At 67.6% G+C, this 16,373-nt stretch carries 15 protein-coding genes; 3 read left to right on the top strand and 12 right to left on the bottom strand.

Annotated features, from left to right (window positions below):
• Nucleotides 1-95: 95 nt before the first annotated feature.
• On the bottom strand, nucleotides 96-584 hold the full coding sequence (locus ACRSCF_RS30185; RefSeq protein WP_016450511.1) for a putative toxin-antitoxin system toxin component, PIN family: 489 nt from the start codon (nucleotides 582-584) through the stop codon (nucleotides 96-98).
• Nucleotides 581-1,861: a THUMP domain-containing class I SAM-dependent RNA methyltransferase gene (locus ACRSCF_RS30190; RefSeq protein WP_017406989.1), complete on the bottom strand. Its 1,281-nt coding sequence runs from the start codon at nucleotides 1,859-1,861 to the stop codon at nucleotides 581-583. Before ACRSCF_RS30190 ends, ACRSCF_RS30185 begins: the two co-directional genes overlap by 4 nt.
• Nucleotides 1,862-1,976: 115 nt before the next feature.
• Between ACRSCF_RS30190 and ACRSCF_RS30195 the strand changes: the two genes are divergently transcribed.
• Complete coding sequence (locus ACRSCF_RS30195) at nucleotides 1,977-3,050, top strand: ornithine cyclodeaminase (RefSeq protein ID WP_244387674.1); 1,074 nt, start codon at nucleotides 1,977-1,979, stop codon at nucleotides 3,048-3,050.
• A gap of 17 nt (nucleotides 3,051-3,067) precedes the next feature.
• Nucleotides 3,068-4,033: an arginase gene (gene rocF, locus ACRSCF_RS30200; RefSeq protein WP_034367698.1), complete on the top strand. Its 966-nt coding sequence runs from the start codon at nucleotides 3,068-3,070 to the stop codon at nucleotides 4,031-4,033.
• Between the two features lie 6 nt (nucleotides 4,034-4,039).
• Here rocF and rtcA read toward each other — a convergent pair whose 3' ends face one another.
• The 5 genes from rtcA to ACRSCF_RS30225 all read right to left on the bottom strand — a co-directional run bounded on the left by rtcA (nucleotide 4,040) and on the right by ACRSCF_RS30225 (nucleotide 9,301).
• Complete coding sequence (rtcA, locus tag ACRSCF_RS30205) at nucleotides 4,040-5,083, bottom strand: RNA 3'-terminal phosphate cyclase (protein ID WP_034367703.1); 1,044 nt, start codon at nucleotides 5,081-5,083, stop codon at nucleotides 4,040-4,042.
• Between the two features lie 13 nt (nucleotides 5,084-5,096).
• Complete coding sequence (locus tag ACRSCF_RS30210; protein ID WP_026062794.1) at nucleotides 5,097-5,918, bottom strand: nucleotidyltransferase domain-containing protein; 822 nt, start codon at nucleotides 5,916-5,918, stop codon at nucleotides 5,097-5,099.
• 53 nt (nucleotides 5,919-5,971) lie between these two features.
• The gene (locus ACRSCF_RS30215; protein WP_034367706.1) at nucleotides 5,972-7,210 is read right to left on the bottom strand and encodes an RtcB family protein; all 1,239 of its coding nucleotides are present in this window, start codon (nucleotides 7,208-7,210) and stop codon (nucleotides 5,972-5,974) included.
• Nucleotides 7,211-7,242: 32 nt separating this feature from the next.
• The gene (locus ACRSCF_RS30220) at nucleotides 7,243-8,088 is read right to left on the bottom strand and encodes a hypothetical protein (RefSeq protein WP_026062793.1); all 846 of its coding nucleotides are present in this window, start codon (nucleotides 8,086-8,088) and stop codon (nucleotides 7,243-7,245) included.
• A gap of 73 nt (nucleotides 8,089-8,161) precedes the next feature.
• Nucleotides 8,162-9,301, bottom strand: coding sequence for a slipin family protein (locus tag ACRSCF_RS30225; protein ID WP_013804750.1), 1,140 nt, complete (start codon nucleotides 9,299-9,301; stop codon nucleotides 8,162-8,164).
• 697 nt (nucleotides 9,302-9,998) lie between these two features.
• On the opposite strand from ACRSCF_RS30225, the gene rtcR reads away from it, so the two are divergent.
• Entirely contained in the window at nucleotides 9,999-11,624 is a 1,626-nt protein-coding gene (rtcR, locus tag ACRSCF_RS30230; protein ID WP_244387675.1) for an RNA repair transcriptional activator RtcR, read from the top strand.
• A 21-nt stretch (nucleotides 11,625-11,645) separates the two neighbouring features.
• Here rtcR and ACRSCF_RS30235 read toward each other — a convergent pair whose 3' ends face one another.
• The 5 genes from ACRSCF_RS30235 to ACRSCF_RS30255 form a co-directional block, all read right to left on the bottom strand.
• A complete protein-coding gene (locus ACRSCF_RS30235) occupies nucleotides 11,646-13,262 on the bottom strand; it encodes an RNA polymerase factor sigma-54 (protein ID WP_016454603.1) in 1,617 nt (538 codons plus the stop codon).
• A gap of 54 nt (nucleotides 13,263-13,316) precedes the next feature.
• On the bottom strand, nucleotides 13,317-14,114 hold the full coding sequence (gene lptB / locus ACRSCF_RS30240) for an LPS export ABC transporter ATP-binding protein (protein ID WP_016450697.1): 798 nt from the start codon (nucleotides 14,112-14,114) through the stop codon (nucleotides 13,317-13,319).
• Entirely contained in the window at nucleotides 14,111-14,773 is a 663-nt protein-coding gene (gene lptA, locus ACRSCF_RS30245; protein WP_016454602.1) for a lipopolysaccharide transport periplasmic protein LptA, read from the bottom strand. Before lptA ends, lptB begins: the two co-directional genes overlap by 4 nt.
• A gap of 172 nt (nucleotides 14,774-14,945) precedes the next feature.
• On the bottom strand, nucleotides 14,946-15,596 hold the full coding sequence (locus ACRSCF_RS30250) for a thiol:disulfide interchange protein DsbA/DsbL (protein WP_016450695.1): 651 nt from the start codon (nucleotides 15,594-15,596) through the stop codon (nucleotides 14,946-14,948).
• A gap of 81 nt (nucleotides 15,597-15,677) precedes the next feature.
• A complete protein-coding gene (locus tag ACRSCF_RS30255; protein ID WP_070080759.1) occupies nucleotides 15,678-16,358 on the bottom strand; it encodes an SPOR domain-containing protein in 681 nt (226 codons plus the stop codon).
• Between the last annotated feature and the right edge of the window lie 15 nt (nucleotides 16,359-16,373).

A 16,373-nucleotide genomic window follows, 5' to 3' on the forward strand; every position in this document is an offset into this window, starting at 1 on the left:
TGGCCGCCAGTTTAGGAGAAAGCCTTCAAGCCGGCCGCACCCAGCCTGTTGCCCCATTGCCGCCTGGGTGGTTGCTGCACAACAGCATCCAGGCTTCAGGCGGCCAGTGCCTCTTCCTGCTCGGCCAGCAGAATGTTGCCCACGGTGGCGCCCAGGCCGGCCACGCGCTTGCGCAGCTTGAGCACGGCCTTGTCCTTGCTGATCAGCAGCGCCTGGTGCTGGCTGGCCAGGTCCAGGAAATGCTGGTCGTCGGGGTCGGTGCAGGCAAAGCGGATGCGCGGCGCATCGGCCACGTATTCGACGGCTCCGTCGAAGGCCGAGAGCACGCCCTCGACCGTCTTGCCGTAGAAGGCCACGCGCGGCGCGATCTGGCTGTAGTGCAGCACGCGTTCGAGCTCGATGCGCTGGGCCTGGTCGGCGATCCAGCGCATCTGCCCCTGCTCCACCAGCTCGCGGATCGGCGGAACATGCGGATCGTCGAAGATCAGCATGTCAAGGACCACATTGGTATCGAGCACCACGGGCCGGGGCAGGGGACCTTCGTAGCCGTCGTTGCACTGCGGCCAGCGCAGCACGATCTTCATGGCGCGGCGCCCTCTGCCGGGCCTTCGGCGGCCTTTCTGGGCTTGACAGCGCCACGGACCATGTCGAAGCGGAACAGCCGGCACTCGATGGGGCCGTTCCACATGGGCGTGCGCCGCGCTTCCTTCAGGCGCATCTTGCCGGGCAGCTTGAGGTCGGGCGTGAGCATCCAGGCGCTCCAGCCGCTGTAGTTCTTCTTCCAGTGGGTGGCCAGCTGGCTGAAGAATTCCACGCCGTCCTCGGTCTGGGCCGTCTCGCGGCCCGCGCGCTCGACCACGGCCATGCGCTCGCCGGCGCTGCGGCCGGCCGAGCCGGCTGCGGCAATGCGCTCGCCATAGGGCGGATTCAGCAGCATCAGGCCGGGCTGCTCGCAGGGCGGCATGCGCTGCAGCGCGTCGCCGCCGCGCAGCTGCACGGTCTGGCCCACGCCCGCGCGCTCGGCGTTGCGCTGGGCGAAGTCCACCATGCGGTGGGACACGTCGGAGCCATAGATGCCCACGGGGCTGTCGGGCAGGATGGCGGCCTCTGCCTCGTCCAGCATGGCTTCCCACACATGCCTCTGGAAGGGCACGAGCTTTTCGAACGCGAAGCGCCGCAGGATGCCTGCCGGAATGCGCCGGGCGATCTGCGCGGCCTCGATCAGCACCGTGCCGCTGCCGCAGCAGGGGTCGTACAGCGGCTGGGGATCGTCGCCGTGCGGGTCCCAGCCCGTGGCGGCGATCATGGCCGCGGCCAGGGTTTCCTTGAGCGGCGCATCACCCTTGTCCTCGCGCCAACCGCGCTTGAACAGCGCCTCGCCCGAGGTGTCGATGTAGATGGTGGCCTCGTCGGTCGTCAGGTGCAGGTGCACGCGCACGTCGGGGTGGCGCGTTTCCACGTCGGGGCGCACGCCCTTCCTGTCGCGGAAGCGGTCGGCAATGGCGTCCTTGACGCGCAGCGCCGCAAAGTTGAGGCTGGTCAGCGGGCTGTGCTGGGCCGTGACTTCGATCTTGAAGCTCTCGCGCGGGGAGAACCAGATCTCCCAGGCCACTTCGCTGGCGGCGCGGTACAGGTCGTTTTCGTTGCGGTACAGGGTCTGCGACAGCTGCACCAGCACGCGCTGGGCCAGACGGCTGTGCAGGTTCAGCAGCATGGCGTCGCGCCACAGGCCGCGCACCATCACGCCGCCACGGCCGACCAGGAGGTCGTGGCCGCTCAGGCCGGTGATCGCGTGGACCTCGTCGGCCAGAAATCCCTCGACGCCGGCGGCGCAGGGCAAAAACAGATGCAGTTGGTTCATAGCTTGGGTGCCGAGCATACGCGCACCGCGATTCCCCGCGCAGGCGCCAGCCGAAACCCGCTTGCCTGCGCTTCGGCCCGGGCCTACAGTGGAAGCAACCGCGAGGGAGAGCACCATGAAGACTCGAACCACGCCCGTCCACACGGATTTCCTCGGCGCCACGCAGGCCGCACGCCTGGTGGCGCAGGTCGGCGTCGCCGCCTGCCTGGCCGGCCTGGCCGATGCCATCGAGCAAGACTTCGCGCGCTGGCCCGATTTCGAGAAATCGGCCCGCCTCGCCCACCATTCGCCCGGCGGCGTGATCGAGCTCATGCCCGTGTCCGATGCGCTGGACTACGCCTTCAAGTACGTCAATGGCCATCCAGACAACGCCGACCGGGACCTGCCCACGGTGATGGCATTCGGCGCCCTGGCCGACGTGGCCACGGGCCTGCCGGTCTTCCTGTCCGACCTGACGCTGGCCACGGCGCTGCGCACCGCCGCCACCTCGGCGCTGGCCGCGCGCCGGCTGGCGCGGCCGGGCTGCCGCAGCATGGCGCTGATCGGCGCAGGATCGCAGTCCGAATTCCAAGCCCTGGCCTTCACCCACCTGCTGGGCGTGGAGCGGCTGCGCATCTTCGACATCGACGTCCAGGCCATGCGCAAGCTGGTGGACAACCTGGGCCATGCAGGCATTGCCGCCCAGCGCATCACCTGCTGCACCAGCAGCGCCCAGGCGCTGGAAGGCGCCGACATCGTCACCACGGTCACGGCCGCCAAGCGCCGCGCCTGCGTGATCGCCGATGCCGATGTGCGCCCCGGCACCCACATCAATGCCGTCGGCGGCGATTGCCCCGGCAAGACCGAACTGCCCGTGGAGTTGCTGCGGCGCGCGCGCATCTTCGTGGAGTTCACGCCCCAGACGCGCGTGGAAGGCGAGATACAGCAGCTGCCCGCCGACGCGCCCGTGACCGAGCTGTGGCAGGTCATCAATGGCCTGGCGCCGGGACGCGGGCACGACACCGAGATCACGCTGTTCGACTCCGTGGGCTTTGCGCTGGAAGACTATTCGGCCCTGCGCTGGTTGCGCGCGCTGGCCCACGACACCGGGCTGATGCAGTCGATCGACCTGGTGCCTTCGCTGGCCGACCCCCGCGACCTGTACCGGCTGGTGCGCGAGGCCGGGCAGGCAGAACGCGGCTTTGGCTGACACGGGGACTGCATACCATGGGTCCCATGAGCATGAACACCCATACGTCCCCGCAGACCGCACGCGCCCTGAGACTCATAGGCGTGCCCACCGACATCGGCGCCAGCCGCCTGGGCAGCGCCATGGGCCCCGACGCGCTGCGCGTGGCCGGCCTGGCCCCGGCGCTGCGCCAGCTGGGCTGCCAGGTGCGCGACATCGGCAACCTGGCCGGTCCGCCCAATCCCCAGACACCGCCCGAGCAGGGGCTGCGCCACCTCGCACCGGCCCGCGCCTGGATGGACGCCGTGCACCAGGCCGTTGGCCAGGCGCTGGACGATGGCGAGCTGCCGCTGATGCTGGGCGGCGACCACAGCCTGGCCATGGGCTCGATCAGTGCCGTGGCCGCCCACTGCCGCCGCCTGGGCCGCGCGCTGCGCGTGATCTGGCTCGACGCCCACGCCGACTGCAACACGCCCGATATCTCGCCCAGCGGCAACCTGCACGGCATGCCCGTGGCCAGCCTGTGCGGCCTGGGGCCCGAGCCGCTGACCGCGCTGTCCCAGGGCGGCGATCCGGCGCTGGATGCCGCCTCGCTGTGCCAGATCGGCCTGCGCAGCGTGGATGACCAGGAAAAGCGCCTGCTGCATTCGCTGGACATCGAGGTGTACGACATGCGCGCCATCGACGAGTTGGGCATGCGCGAGGTCATGCGCCGCGCGCTCGACGGCCTCGCCGGCAGCGACACCCACCTGCACCTGAGCTTCGACGTGGACTACCTCGATCCCGACATCGCGCCCGGCACGGGCACGCCCGTGCGCGGCGGCCCCAGCTACCGCGAGGCCCAGCTGTGCATGGAGATGCTGGCCGATACCGGACGCCTGGGCTCGATGGACCTGGTGGAACTGAACCCGGCGCTGGACCTGCGCAACCAGACGGCCGAGCTGGTGGTGGACCTGCTGGAGAGCCTGTTCGGCAAGAGCACGCTGGTGCGGGCCGATCGCTGAGGCCGCTCAGGCTGGCGAGAGCGAAATACGCCAGCCGTCGCCCGTTGCGTCCGTAGCGAAGCGCACAGGCACAAAGCGCTCGATCACCTCGAAATTGCTGCGCGCATGCGGCGTCAGTTCCGTGCAGGCGTAGCTGGCACCGCGCCCGCTGCGCCAGACGGCCAGCGCCAGCGGCAGGGCCCATTGGTCGGCCAGGTACGGGCCCAGCGCGGCCCGGCTGCCCTGGTGGCGGCGCACCTCGCGTGCCAGGTCATGCGCCACCTTTTCGGCGCTGACGCCCTTCTTGCCGAACTGCGTGAACACTTCGCTCAGGTGCTCATAGGCCAGCGTGGCCAGCAGCGCGTTGCCCGGCCCCTCGTTCTGGCGCACGGCAGCCACCTGCAGTTGCTCGCCAGACCAGTCCAGGGCCTGGCCCAGATGGTCCAGTTCGCGCTGGGCCACCGCGCGTGGCAGCGCGGGCGCAAAGCATTCGGCATGGCTGGCCACGGGGGCGCCGCGTTCGGTAATATCGAAAGGCACAAGCCCATTGGTTGCCGGCGTGATCGTCACGTCCATCTCGCCGCCACCGGCCGGATAAAAGCCCAGCCGGCGCAGCCGCAGTTCGCAGCGCGCGCCCAGCCTGTGCAGCAGCGGCGCATAGCTGCGCTCCAGGAAATGGAAGGGCGGCGCGGCCGGGTTGTGGGTGCCGCCGCCCAGGGTCAGGCGGCTTTCGCCATCGGCCAGCATCAGCGCGGGCCACAGCGTCTGCAGCAGCAGGGTGCAACTGCCGGCCGAGGCGATCACGAAGCGGTACTCGCCCGCACGCACCGGCCCCGGTGTGAATTGCAGCGCCTGCGAATTCATCTCGGCGCCCTGCATCTGCGCGCCGCAGATTTCGGCGGCGGCATTGACGCAGGCCAGGTGCTGGCGCATCAGGCCCGGCTTGGCGCGCCCGGCACGGATGCGCTGCATGGCAAAGGGCTGACCCGTGCACATGGACAGCGCCAGCGCGCTGCGCAGCATCTGGCCTCCGCCCTCCCCGGCGGAGCCGTCGATCTCGATCACTTTCATTTTTCTCTTTCATTCATTGCCGCCAATTGCCGCCAAAGCGCGCCACGGCATCCCGCAGATAGCGGTCCAGCGGCGCCGCATCGGCCTGGCCCCCCGGATCGGGCGCATGGGCCATGGCATGGGCCAGCTCGCGCTCCAGGAAATCATGGACCCGCACCCGGCGCGGCCCCTTGGCGGCCTCGCCCAGGCGCATCTTGAGCTCCAGCAGCTCGTTGAGCTCGGCCAGCAGGCCTGCATCCTCCAGCGTGCCCGCCGCCAGCTGCGCAAAGCGCATGGGCGGCGCACCACGCCCCTCGCGTATCCAGCGCGCGGCCAGCAAGGGGCGCAGCACGTAGAAGTACTTCTTGTAGCGCACCACATCACCCTGCAGGTGGGCGCGCAGGTTCTTGCGCGCCATGGCCACGTAGTGGTGGTAGCCGCGCACCGGCGAAAAGCCCTGCTCGGCCAGCAGATGCAGGCGCTCGGCCCAGGGCTGCTCCTGCCGGTAGACCACGGGCGAGCGCAGCCATTCGAGCAGCGTGGGGTTGGAGGCGCGCAGCAGCCCCAGCGCCTTGCGCAGCTCCCAGCCGCTGACATCGAGCTCGCCGCTGAGCGGCTGCTCTATGACATCGCGGCCCGGCGCCACCGTCAGATACCAGGGCAGGCGGTGGACGTAGATGAAGCGCACGTCATAGTCGCTGTCGGGCGAGGCAAAGCCCCAGCCGCGGCTGCCCGACTCGCAGGCAAACAGCACCGTGACCTCGTGCCTGCGCTCCACCTCGGCCAGGTTGGCCAGCACCGTGGCGCGCATGGCGTCGGAGACCGGATGCGCGCTCAATACCTTCTCTTCCCTCATGCTCTCATCCTGCTTTCTGTTCCGGAGGATGAGAGCCCGGGGCCCTCATCCACTCACCCTTTCACGCACACCACTTGCTTCAGGGTGTGCACCACCTCCACCAGATCCTGCTGCGCGGCCATGACCGCATCGATGTCCTTGTAGGCCATGGGAATCTCGTCCACCACATTGGCATCCTTACGGCATTCCACGCCCTCGGTGGCCTTGATGTGGTCCTCCACGCTGAACATCTTCTTGGCCTTGGTCCGGCTCATCACGCGGCCCGCACCGTGGCTGCAGCTCTCGAAGCTCTCCGGGTTGCCCAGGCCGCGCACGATATAGCTGCGCGCGCCCATGCTGCCCGGGATGATGCCCAGCTCGCCGCGCCGCGCGCTCACCGCGCCCTTGCGGGTGATGAACACGTCCTGGCCGAAATGGCGCTCCTGCTGCACATAGTTGTGGTGGCAGTTCACCGCCTCCACATGCGACTCGAAGGGCTTGGCGATCACCTTGCGCACCGTGGCGATGAGGTTGGCCATCATCACCTCGCGGTTGCGCATGGCGAACTTCTGCGCCCAGGACACGCCGCGCACATAGTCGCCAAAGTAGCGGGCCCCTTCCTCGAAATAGGCCAGGTCCTTGTCGGGCAGGTTGCGCTGATGCAGTTCTGCGTCCTTCTTGGCCAGCTCGATGAAATGGGTGCCGATGGCATTGCCCACGCCGCGCGAGCCCGAGTGCAGCATGAACCACACGAAGCCCGCCTCGTCCAGGCAGATCTCGATGAAGTGGTTGCCGCTGCCCAGCGTTCCCAGGTGCTTGCGGTTGTTGGTGTTGGCCAGGCGCGGATGCAGCTCGCACAGCAGGTCGAACTCCTCGGCCAGCGTGGCCCAGACCTGGTCCACCGACACGGGCGGGTTCTCCCAGCTGCCTGGATCACGGCCCCGGTGGCGCGGCACCGAGCCATGCGGCACGGCCTGCTCTATCGCCGAGCGCAGCGGGCCCAGGTTGTCGGGCAGGTCCTCGGCGCGCAGCGTGGTCTTGGCAGCCATCATTCCGCAGCCGATGTCCACGCCCACGGCCGCCGGGATGATGGCCTTGATGGTCGGGATCACCGAGCCCACGGTGGCGCCTATGCCCAGGTGCACGTCGGGCATGGCTGCGACATGCTTGAACACCACGGGCAGGCGCGCGGCGTTCTCCAGCTGCTTGCGCGCCTCGTCCTCGACGGGCACGCCCTTGGTCCACATCTTGATGGGGACGCCGCCCTCGACATCATGCTGTTGGTAGTTGTTCATGGTGCTGTTCTCTTTCATATCTTTGTTCTTGGTTGAATCGTGTTTTCGCCTCAAGTGGCCATGGCGTCGAATACCGCGCCTATGCGCTCATCCAGCGGGTAGCACTGGTGGTCGCGCTTGCCTGAAGGCAGCCAGGTGCTGGCCGGGCCACGCTCGGCCAGTTGCAGCAGCTTTTCTGCCCAATGCTTCTTGTTGCCTGTCTGCGAGAGCCACTGCTCCATCGTTGCACGGTAGCCATTGCGATCGGATGCGAAGGCATTGCTGATGCAGTGCCCACCCCAGATGAATTCGTAGAAGCATGCATCGACAAAATGCAGCGTGGCGCTCTCGCTGTCACAGGTCAGCCAGTGATCCAGCAGGGGCTGGAGTGGCACACCGGCGTAGTCCCACATGAGCAAAAAGGAGAAGGCCTCTTCGCCCTGGAAGACGCTGGTGTCCGGCTCAGCCCACTGCTCCAGCCCCAAGGCAAAGAAGGCACGAGCAAAGGCTTGCAACGCCGCGCTTTCCTGCGATGAAAAGGAGCCGGGCTCGCAACGACCAAGGCGGTCCAGATACAACTCGGTGGAGTGGTGCAGCCTTGCGCCCTGCGCCAGCAGTTCCAACATTCTTGGCGCCAGGTACTTGATCTCATCCGCAGGCTGGACCAAGCTTTTGGCAGCGTCGTTGTATTGGTAGAAATGGTGCTCGGTCAGGCTGCGCAGGGGCAGTCGACGCATCTCGCGCTCCAGGTCTGCATCCATGCAGCATGTGACGCAAGCGTCCAGCGCTACCGACGGCGACCTGTATCCAGCAAAGCTCTGGTAGAGCGCCTGTGATGCAGCAGCCAGGGCGTCTGTACGCTCCTGTATTTGCGCTGCAGGCGATTGCATCCTTTTCGATGTCATCTTCTTGTCCATGGTGTCTCTCCTTCAAGGGCAGGCATGAGGCAACCGGCACCGCCGGCGACTCCACGCCCGCCTCATCGCGTGATCAACGCATCTTCACCAGCCCGTTGAGCACCTGGTCCAACCCTCCGAACACGGAGATCTTGTCGATGCGCTCGGCCACGCGCTCCAGCGTCTCCAGCTCCTTCATGCGCAGGGCCACGGGGTTGTCCTCCATGACCTTGGCGGTGTTGAGCAGCGAGCGCGTGGCCGCTGTTTCCTCGCGGCGGCGGATCACGTTGGCCTGGGCCTGCTTTTCGGCCTGCACCACCTGGGTCAGGATGGCCTTCATCTCGCCGGGCAGCACGATGTCCTTCACGCCCACGCTCTCCACCACCATGCCGAAGGGCTGCAGCTTGGCCGCCATGTGAGCGGTCACCACGTCGTCGATCACCGTCTTGTTCTCCAGCAGCTCATCGAGCGTGCGGGTGCCCACGGCGGCGCGCAGCGCGAACTGCAGCTCCCGGTACAGGTGCTCGGCGGGCTTTTGCAGCTGGGCAAAGGCGCGCAGAACGTCGGTGTGGCGATAGGTGGCGCTCAGGTTCAGGCGCAGGCTCACCTTGTCGCGGGTCATGATGTCCTGGCCCGAGACCTCGACGGCCTGCAGGCGCAGGTCCACCAGCTCCACGGCAATGCTGCGGCCGAACTTCCAGAACGCATGGCTGCCGGCCTGCAGCAGGCGGTCCACCTTGCCGTCGATGGTCAGCAGCGCGCACTGGCCTGCGGGCACCTGCACCTGCAGCACGCCGTTGAGGCCGGACACGCTGCGCTGGCGCAGCTGCGTCTGGGTCAGGCGCGCCGCCAGGGCGGCGGGCAGCTCGGCGCCGGCCTGCAGGTCGACCACCTGCACGCTCACATCCACCAGTCCCTTCCAGTACAGGCGGCGCGTGCCGGGCGGCAGGATCTCGACCAGCACGCCGTTTTCGCTGCGCAGGCCCGCCTCGGTTTCGGACAGTTCCACGCGCAGGAATTCGGCGGCCACCACGGCGGGCTCCTGCGCCATCAGGTAGTCGGCCAGGCCGTGCGTGAAGGCGGGCTGCTCCAGGGCAAAGGTTTCCACGCGCAGCTGGTCGGTGCCGGCAAACAGCCAGTGCCGGCCGCTGTGCAGCACGCGCTCGAAATCGCCATTGCGCAGCAGCAGGGCGCGTTCGTTCTTCTTGATGGTGATGCGTTGGATCTTCAGCATTTCTTCTTCTCCTCGTTCGGCGTCTTCGCCGCAATCAATAGGGGTGCCGTTACAGCAGCGGCGGGGTTCCAGGGGGCACGGCCCGGGCCTTGCAGTGCGCCGTGGCGGCAACCCTGGAAACAGGTTGCAGCGTGGCTGGCTGCGGGCGCGGACCGTGCCGGGACCTGGCACAGCCGCCGCTGCTGACGGGGGGCGGCCTGGGGCTGCATCGCAACCCGGCGGCCACCTCCCGCGTTCGGCGGGTGGTCTTTCGACCGTTTCAATAGCCCGGCCTTGCGGCCGGAAGAGTGGACAGGAATCGAACCTGCGACAGTCCTCTTGCGAGGGTGCTCTACCAGACTGAGCTACCAGTGGCTGGCAAGCCTGGAGTCGAACCAGGAGTCCCTTGCGGGACGGTTTCCACAACCTTGCCGTCACCCAGCGCCTGCGGCGTGCGGCATGCGGGAAATCGACAGGCCCCTGGGGGCCCGGACTTCCCGCACCGGCGGGGCGGGCGTTTGCCCCAACCCCGGCCTGTGAGCGGTCACCGCCTGCACTGGATGCCTTGCTTATTGCGAGATGCGTGCCAGCCCGGCATCTGGTGCCAAAAATTTCTTCAACCCCTTGATTTATTTGGATAAATCTCAAATCACACTTTTCTTGATTTCTTCTTCAATCCAAAGAAACTAGAATTTCAGCTATCCAATTAGACAAAAACATGGAAAAGAAAAAGGTCGTCATCGGCTTTCTGGGTACGCAGCTGGACTCCGGCAGGGGCGCGGGGCGCTGGGAGAAATGGCGGCCGACCCTCTCCCTCATGCAGCACGAGAATCTGGTGGTGGAGCGGCTGGAGCTGCTCTACACGCCGCCCCATCTGGCCCTGGCGCAGCTGCTGCAGGGCGACATCGCCACGGCATCGCCCGAGACCCGGGTGAACCTCGTGCCCATGGACATTGCCGATCCCTGGGATTTCGGCGAGGTCTATGCGCGGCTGTTCGACTGGACGCAGGCCTATCGCTTCGACCCCGAGCGCGAGGAGTACTGGACCCACATCACCACGGGCACGCACGTGGCACAGATCTGCCTGTTCCTGCTGGTGGAGTCGCGCCGCATTCCCGGCGTGCTGGCCCAGACTTCGCCGCCCCGGCGCCAGCGCATGGGCGACCCGGGCAGCTATGCGCTGATCGACCTGGACCTGTCGCGCTACGACGTGATCGCCCAGCGCTTCGGCGCCGAGCAGAGCGAGGCCGTGCAATTTCTCAAGAGCGGCATCGCCACGCGCAATGCCGGGTTCAACGCGCTGATTGACGAGATCGAGCGCGTGGCCGTGCGCTCGCGCGCGCCCATCCTGCTCACGGGACCCACGGGTGCGGGCAAATCGCATCTGGCGCGGCGCATGTACGAGTTGAAGAAGGCCAGGCACCAGGTGCAGGGCGAGTTCGTCGAGGTCAATTGCGCCACGCTGCGCGGCGATGGTGCAGCCTCGGTGCTGTTCGGCCACAAGAAGGGCGCGTTCACGGGCGCTGCGGCCGACCGCGCCGGCCTGCTGCGCAGCGCGCACCAGGGCGTGCTGTTCCTGGACGAAATCGGCGAGCTGGGCCTGGACGAACAGGCCATGCTGCTCAAGGCCGTGGAGGAAAAGCGCTTCTATCCCATGGGCAGCGACCGCGAGGTCAGCAGCGATTTCCAGCTGGTCGCCGGCACGCACCGCGACCTGCGCATCGACGTGGCGCAGGGGCGCTTTCGCGAGGATCTGTTCGCGCGCATCAACCTGTGGTCCTACGCGCTGCCGGGCCTGGCCGGGCGCCCCGAGGACATAGAACCCAACATGGACCACCTGCTCGCGCGCTCGGCCGACGAGACCGGCCAGATGGTGCGCTTCAACGTGGAGGCCCGCGAGCGCTATCTGCGCTTTGCGCGCTCGCCCGAGGCGCTGTGGAGCGGCAACTTCCGCGACCTGTCGGCCAGCATGACGCGCCTGGCCACGCTGGCTGACGGAGGGCGCATCTCCACGGCCCTGGTCGATGCCGAGATCCAGCGCATGCAGTGGCTGTGGCAACGGGGCGAGGCAGCGCAGCCCGCCCCCGCCGGCGCCGGCTGCGGCCTTGATGCGCTGTTGCCCGCCGATAGGCTGGAGCAGATGGATCTGTTCGACCGCATGCAGCTCGAAGCGGTGCTGCGCGTGTGCAGGCAATCGCCCTCGCTGTCCGATGCGGGGCGCCGCCTGTTCGACCAGTCACGCACCCAGCGCAGCGTGGTCAACGATGCCGACCGCCTGCGCAAATACCTGCTGAAATTCGGCCTCAAATGGGATGACGTGGCCGGCCGCGCGCCTGCGGCCTGAGAGCGTGCGCGCCCTGCGCGGCTACAGCGCCTTGCGCAGCGTGGTCGGCGGGATCTTGAGCAGCTCGCGGTACTTGGCCACCGTGCGCCGCGCGCATTCGATGCCCTGCTCCTTGAGCATGTCGGCGAGCTGGTTGTCCGACAGCGGCTTCCTGGGGTCCTCGGCTGCGACGAACTGCTTGATGAGCGCGCGCACGGCCGTGCTCGACGCGTTGCCGCCCGCCTCGGTGCCCAGGCCCGAGCCGAAGAAATACTTGAGTTCGTAGGTGCCCTGCGGCGTGGCCATGTACTTGGCCGTGGTCACGCGGCTGATGGTGGATTCATGCAGGCCCAGCGCATCGGCAATGTCGCGCAGCACCAGCGGGCGCATGGCCAGCTCGCCATGCACGAAGAAGTTCTTCTGGCGCTCCACGATGGCCTGCGACACGCGCAGGATGGTGTCGAAGCGCTGCTGGATGTTCTTGATGAACCAGCGCGCCTCCTGCAGCCGCTGCTGCAACGCCGCATGGCCTTCGCTGCCCCGGTGGCTGCGCAGCGCGCTGGCATAGATGTCGTGCACGCGCAGCTTGGGCATGACATCGGGGTTGAGTTGCACGCTGAACTCCATGCGTCCCGCACCCATGCGCACCGGGCGCACGATGACATCGGGCACGACGATCTGGCGCTGCACGTCGGCGAAGCGCCGGCCCGGGCGCGGCTCCAGCCGGGCGATCAGGACCATCGCCTCGCGCAGCCGCTCCTCGCGCGCGCCGCACAGGCTGGCGAGCTTGCGCAGGTCACGCCGCGCCAGCAGGTCCATGGGCTGGGCGCAGATGTCCAGCGCGGTGCGCAGCACGGCCTGCCGATCCTCGTCCTCGGCACTGCCGTCGCCTTCGCGCTCGGCATCGGCCAGTTGGTCGCGCAGCTGCAGCGTCAGGCATTCGGCCAGGTCGCGCGCGCCCACGCCCACCGGCTCCAGGCTTTGCAACAGGCGCAGCGCCACGGTGAAGCGGTGCACCAGTTCCTCGCACTCCTCCAGGTCGTCGCCCGCCAGGCCCTGTGCCAGCTCGTCGAGCGGGTCTTCCAGGTAGCCGTCGTCGTTGAGGTTCTCGATCAGAAAGCGCAGCGCGGCACGATCCACCTCGCCCAGGCGCAGGCTCAGGGCCTGGCGGTGCAGATGGTCGGTCAGGCTTTCTGCGCTGCGTGCCAGCTCGGTGGCATCGGTCTCGTCATCGTCACCCTGGCCGCGCGTGCGGCTGGAAGGCGCATCGCTGCCCCAGTCGCGGTCGTCGTTGCCCGAGTTGGTCTGGCCATCGCCTTCCCAGCTCAGGGACTCGGCCGTGCCGGAGGTCTCGACGGCATCGCCGGAGGATGTGTCCGACGGCGCCTCCCATTCCACCGCAGCCGATGGCTGGTCCGCACGGCTTTCCTGGAAGGAGTCCGCGGCGTCGGCGCCGGGCGCCGCAGGCTCCGGGGCGCTGCTTGCCGCTTCGTGGTCGCCGTCGTCGTTCGCCAGCTCCAGGAAGGGGTTGTCGCCCAGCATCTGCTCCACTTCCTGCGCCAGCTCCAGCGTGGACAGCTGCAGCAGCTGTATCGACTGCTGCAGTTGCGGGGTGAGCGAAAGATGCTGGGAGACGCGCAGCGACAGTCCGGGCTTCAAGCGGCAGCTCCTTCGCGCAGGCAATCTCGCAGACGGGCCAGGCAGGGCATGGCGCTACATCCGGAAGTGTTCGCCGAGGTAGACGCGCCGCACTTCGGCGTTGTCCACGATCTCCTCGGGTGTGCCTTGGGCCAGCACATGGCCGTCGCTGATGATGAAGGCATGGTCGCAGATGCCCAGCGTCTCGCGCACGTTGTGGTCGGTGATGAGCACGCCGATGCCGCGCGCCTTGAGAAAGCCGATGATGCGCTGGATCTCGATCACGGCGATGGGGTCGATGCCGGCGAAGGGCTCGTCCAGCAGGATGAAACGCGGCTGCGTGGCCAGGGCACGTGCAATCTCGACGCGACGGCGTTCGCCGCCCGACAGCGCCAGCGCGGGCGATGCGCGCAGATGGTCCACGCGCAGCTCCTGCAGCAGCGCCGTCAGGCGCTCCTCGATGACGCTGCGCGCCAGCGGCCGGCCCTGCTCATCCCTTTGCAGCTCCAGCACGGCGCGCACGTTGTCCTCGACGCTGAGCTTGCGAAAGATCGATGCCTCTTGCGGCAGGTAGGACAGGCCCAGGCGCGAGCGCTGGTGGATGGGCATGTTTCCCACGGCCTGTCCGTCGATGAAGATGTCGCCGCCGTCGCTGCGCACCAGGCCCACGATCATGTAGAACGAGGTGGTCTTGCCCGCGCCATTGGGGCCCAGCAGGCCCACGACCTCGCCCTTCTTCACGGACAGCGACACGTCCTTGACCACCTTGCGGCTGCCGTAGGACTTGGCCAGATGGCGCGCCTGCAGGCTGCTGCCCTGTTCGGCGCGTGGGGAGGAAGCGTGGGCAGCGGGGGCTGAGGCCTCGGTACTCATCGCTTGGTACCACCAAGGCTGTCCAGGGTGTTGCTGGGCTGCAGGGATGTGCCCGGCGCGCCTGCGGCGGGAGCGCGCGGCTGCGAGCCCGGTGTGCCCTCCTTGGGCGCCAGCACGGCGCGCACGCGCCCGCCCTGGCCGGCGGTGGAGCTGGGCTGGCCGCCGCTGGTCTTTTGCCCATCGACGGTGAACACGTCGGTGAGGTTGTTGTAGACGATGATGGAGCCCGTGATCTCGTCGCTGAGCTGGCCGCCGCGATAGCGCCGCAGTTCGCCGCGGCGGATGAACTTCACGAGATCGGCCTTGCCGTCGTATTCGATGACCTCGCCCTCGCCTTCCACGAATTCCTCGGGCTGGCCGGGAACGGTGTCGCGCTTTTGGCGGAAGAAGGCGCGCTTGCCCGCTTCGGCCGTGACCACGCCGTACTGAAAGCCTTCGGGGTCCTGGCGCACGTCGAGCTGGGCACCGCGCAGCACGATGGTGCCCTTGGTCATCACCACGTTGCCGGTGAAGACGCTGGTCTGCTTGAGTTCGTCATGGCGCAGCGCGTCAGCCTCGATGTTCATGGGCTTGGTGCTGTCGGCCTTTTCGGCCTGGGCCAAACCGGCGAAAGCCGCCAGGGCGGCTGCGAGCAGGAGGGGGGAAAGTCGTTGTTTCATGGAGGGCACGCTTCTTGCATCCATTGTAGGGGGTGTCGCGCGCAACCGTTCCTGGCGTCTTTCAACCCGGGGGGCAAAGCGCTGACACGAAGGCACAAAAAGAGGTTTCCAAAAGCGACAGGCCCGCTCAATGGCGGGCCTGTCACGGTTGGTCTGGGCCGTGGCCCGGACCTCAGCCCTTGCGGCTGGTGGCGATCAGCTGATCGACCACGCGCAGCACATTGGTCATGTTCCCGGCCTTGGTGCCATCGGTGTAGTAGCGGCCCGCCACGCCCATGGCCGGCACGCCTTCCACGTCATAGTCCTGCTGCAGCTGGGTGGCCTTGCGCACCTGGTTGGAGACCGTGAAGGAGTTGTAGACCTCCTTGAACTTGGCCACGTCCACGCCCTGCTTGCCCACCCAGGCGAAGATCTCGTCGTCCTTGGCCAGGCGGTTGCGTTCCACATGGATGGCGTGGAAGGCGCGCGCATGCATGGTGTCCAGCAGGTTCATGCCTTCAAAGGCGTAGTACAGCTTTTGCTGGGGCACGAAGCTGGCGTTGAATGCCACGGGCACGCGGTGCACGACCACGTCGGCCGGCGCCTGGTTCTTCCAGGCGGCAAAGGTGGGCTCGAATGCATTGCAGTGCGGGCAGCTGTACCAGAAGAACTCGACCACCTCGACCTTGCCGGCGCCGGCGCTGGTGGGTGCGGGCTTGGCCAGCTTGATGTAGTCCTTGCCCTCCTTGGGCGCTGCCGCCTGGGCCTGTGCGGCGGAGGTGCCCAGCGTCAGCGCGCTGGCAGCGGCTGCCGAGGCAGCCAGGGAAAAGTCGCGGCGATTCATCAAAACAAACTCCTCGTTCAATGCTGCAGATTAGGAGGCTGGGGTTTGCCAAAAAGTTCAGCGCTCTTGCTCAACGCTGTTTCAGCGTGCGGCGCGCACCAGCGTGGACTCGACCCCGGCGCCATCGAGCTTTTGCTTGAGTTGCTCGGCATCGTCGCGCTTGGTGAACGGACCCACGCGCACGCGGAAGATGGTGATGCCGTTTTGCTCTCGCTCGCTCACGCGCGCCTCCCATCCCAGCATGGCCAGCTTGGCCCGCTGCGCATCGGCATCGCCCTGGCTGCGGAAGGCGCCGGCCTGCACGAAGTAGTTGAAGGCAGCCTCGGCCTTTTCCGTCTTCTCGGCAGCGGCGGAACGCGCCTTCACCAGATCACCCAGCGGGTCGGCGGAGGTCTTGCCATCGGCCTTGGTGTCGGGCTTGGCGGGCGGCTTGGCCGGGTCCACGGGCGCGGGCGGCGGCGTCACGCCGCCGGCCACGGCGGGCGGGGTGGGCGCTGCTGGCGTGGTGCTGCCGGGGAGGCTGGGCGTGACGGCAGCCGGTGGTGGCGGCGCCGGGTTCTTGCCCTGCAGCGGTGCGTTGGGGTCCCAGTTCTTGTTGCGCTGGGCCTCTGCCGCGTCCTGGTCGGCCGTCTTGCCGCCCTTGGAGAGAAAGGGCACGGGCACCTTGGTCACATAGACGGCGACGGCCAGGGCTGCTGCCAGCCCGACGATCATGCCGATGATGAGACCGATGACGGTGCCCCCACGTTGCTGTGTCTTCATAGATGGCTTGTCGCT

Source organism: Delftia sp. 11MD (assembly GCF_050907895.1).
Taxonomy (GTDB): Bacteria; Pseudomonadota; Gammaproteobacteria; order Burkholderiales; family Burkholderiaceae_C; genus Comamonas; species Comamonas tsuruhatensis.

Coding starts and splice junctions, on each gene's coding strand:
- ACRSCF_RS30185 (WP_016450511.1), bottom strand. CDS start 584: ATGAAGATCGTGCTGCGCTGGCCGCAGTGCAACGACGGCTACGAAGGT.
- ACRSCF_RS30190 (WP_017406989.1), bottom strand. CDS start 1,861: ATGAACCAACTGCATCTGTTTTTGCCCTGCGCCGCCGGCGTCGAGGGA.
- ACRSCF_RS30195 (WP_244387674.1), top strand. CDS start 1,977: ATGAAGACTCGAACCACGCCCGTCCACACGGATTTCCTCGGCGCCACG.
- rocF (WP_034367698.1), top strand. CDS start 3,068: ATGGGTCCCATGAGCATGAACACCCATACGTCCCCGCAGACCGCACGC.
- rtcA (WP_034367703.1), bottom strand. CDS start 5,083: ATGAAAGTGATCGAGATCGACGGCTCCGCCGGGGAGGGCGGAGGCCAG.
- ACRSCF_RS30210 (WP_026062794.1), bottom strand. CDS start 5,918: ATGAGGGAAGAGAAGGTATTGAGCGCGCATCCGGTCTCCGACGCCATG.
- ACRSCF_RS30215 (WP_034367706.1), bottom strand. CDS start 7,210: ATGAAAGAGAACAGCACCATGAACAACTACCAACAGCATGATGTCGAG.
- ACRSCF_RS30220 (WP_026062793.1), bottom strand. CDS start 8,088: ATGGACAAGAAGATGACATCGAAAAGGATGCAATCGCCTGCAGCGCAA.
- ACRSCF_RS30225 (WP_013804750.1), bottom strand. CDS start 9,301: ATGCTGAAGATCCAACGCATCACCATCAAGAAGAACGAACGCGCCCTG.
- rtcR (WP_244387675.1), top strand. CDS start 9,999: ATGGAAAAGAAAAAGGTCGTCATCGGCTTTCTGGGTACGCAGCTGGAC.
- lptB (WP_016450697.1), bottom strand. CDS start 14,114: ATGAGTACCGAGGCCTCAGCCCCCGCTGCCCACGCTTCCTCCCCACGC.
- lptA (WP_016454602.1), bottom strand. CDS start 14,773: ATGAAACAACGACTTTCCCCCCTCCTGCTCGCAGCCGCCCTGGCGGCT.
- ACRSCF_RS30250 (WP_016450695.1), bottom strand. CDS start 15,596: ATGAATCGCCGCGACTTTTCCCTGGCTGCCTCGGCAGCCGCTGCCAGC.
- ACRSCF_RS30255 (WP_070080759.1), bottom strand. CDS start 16,358: ATGAAGACACAGCAACGTGGGGGCACCGTCATCGGTCTCATCATCGGC.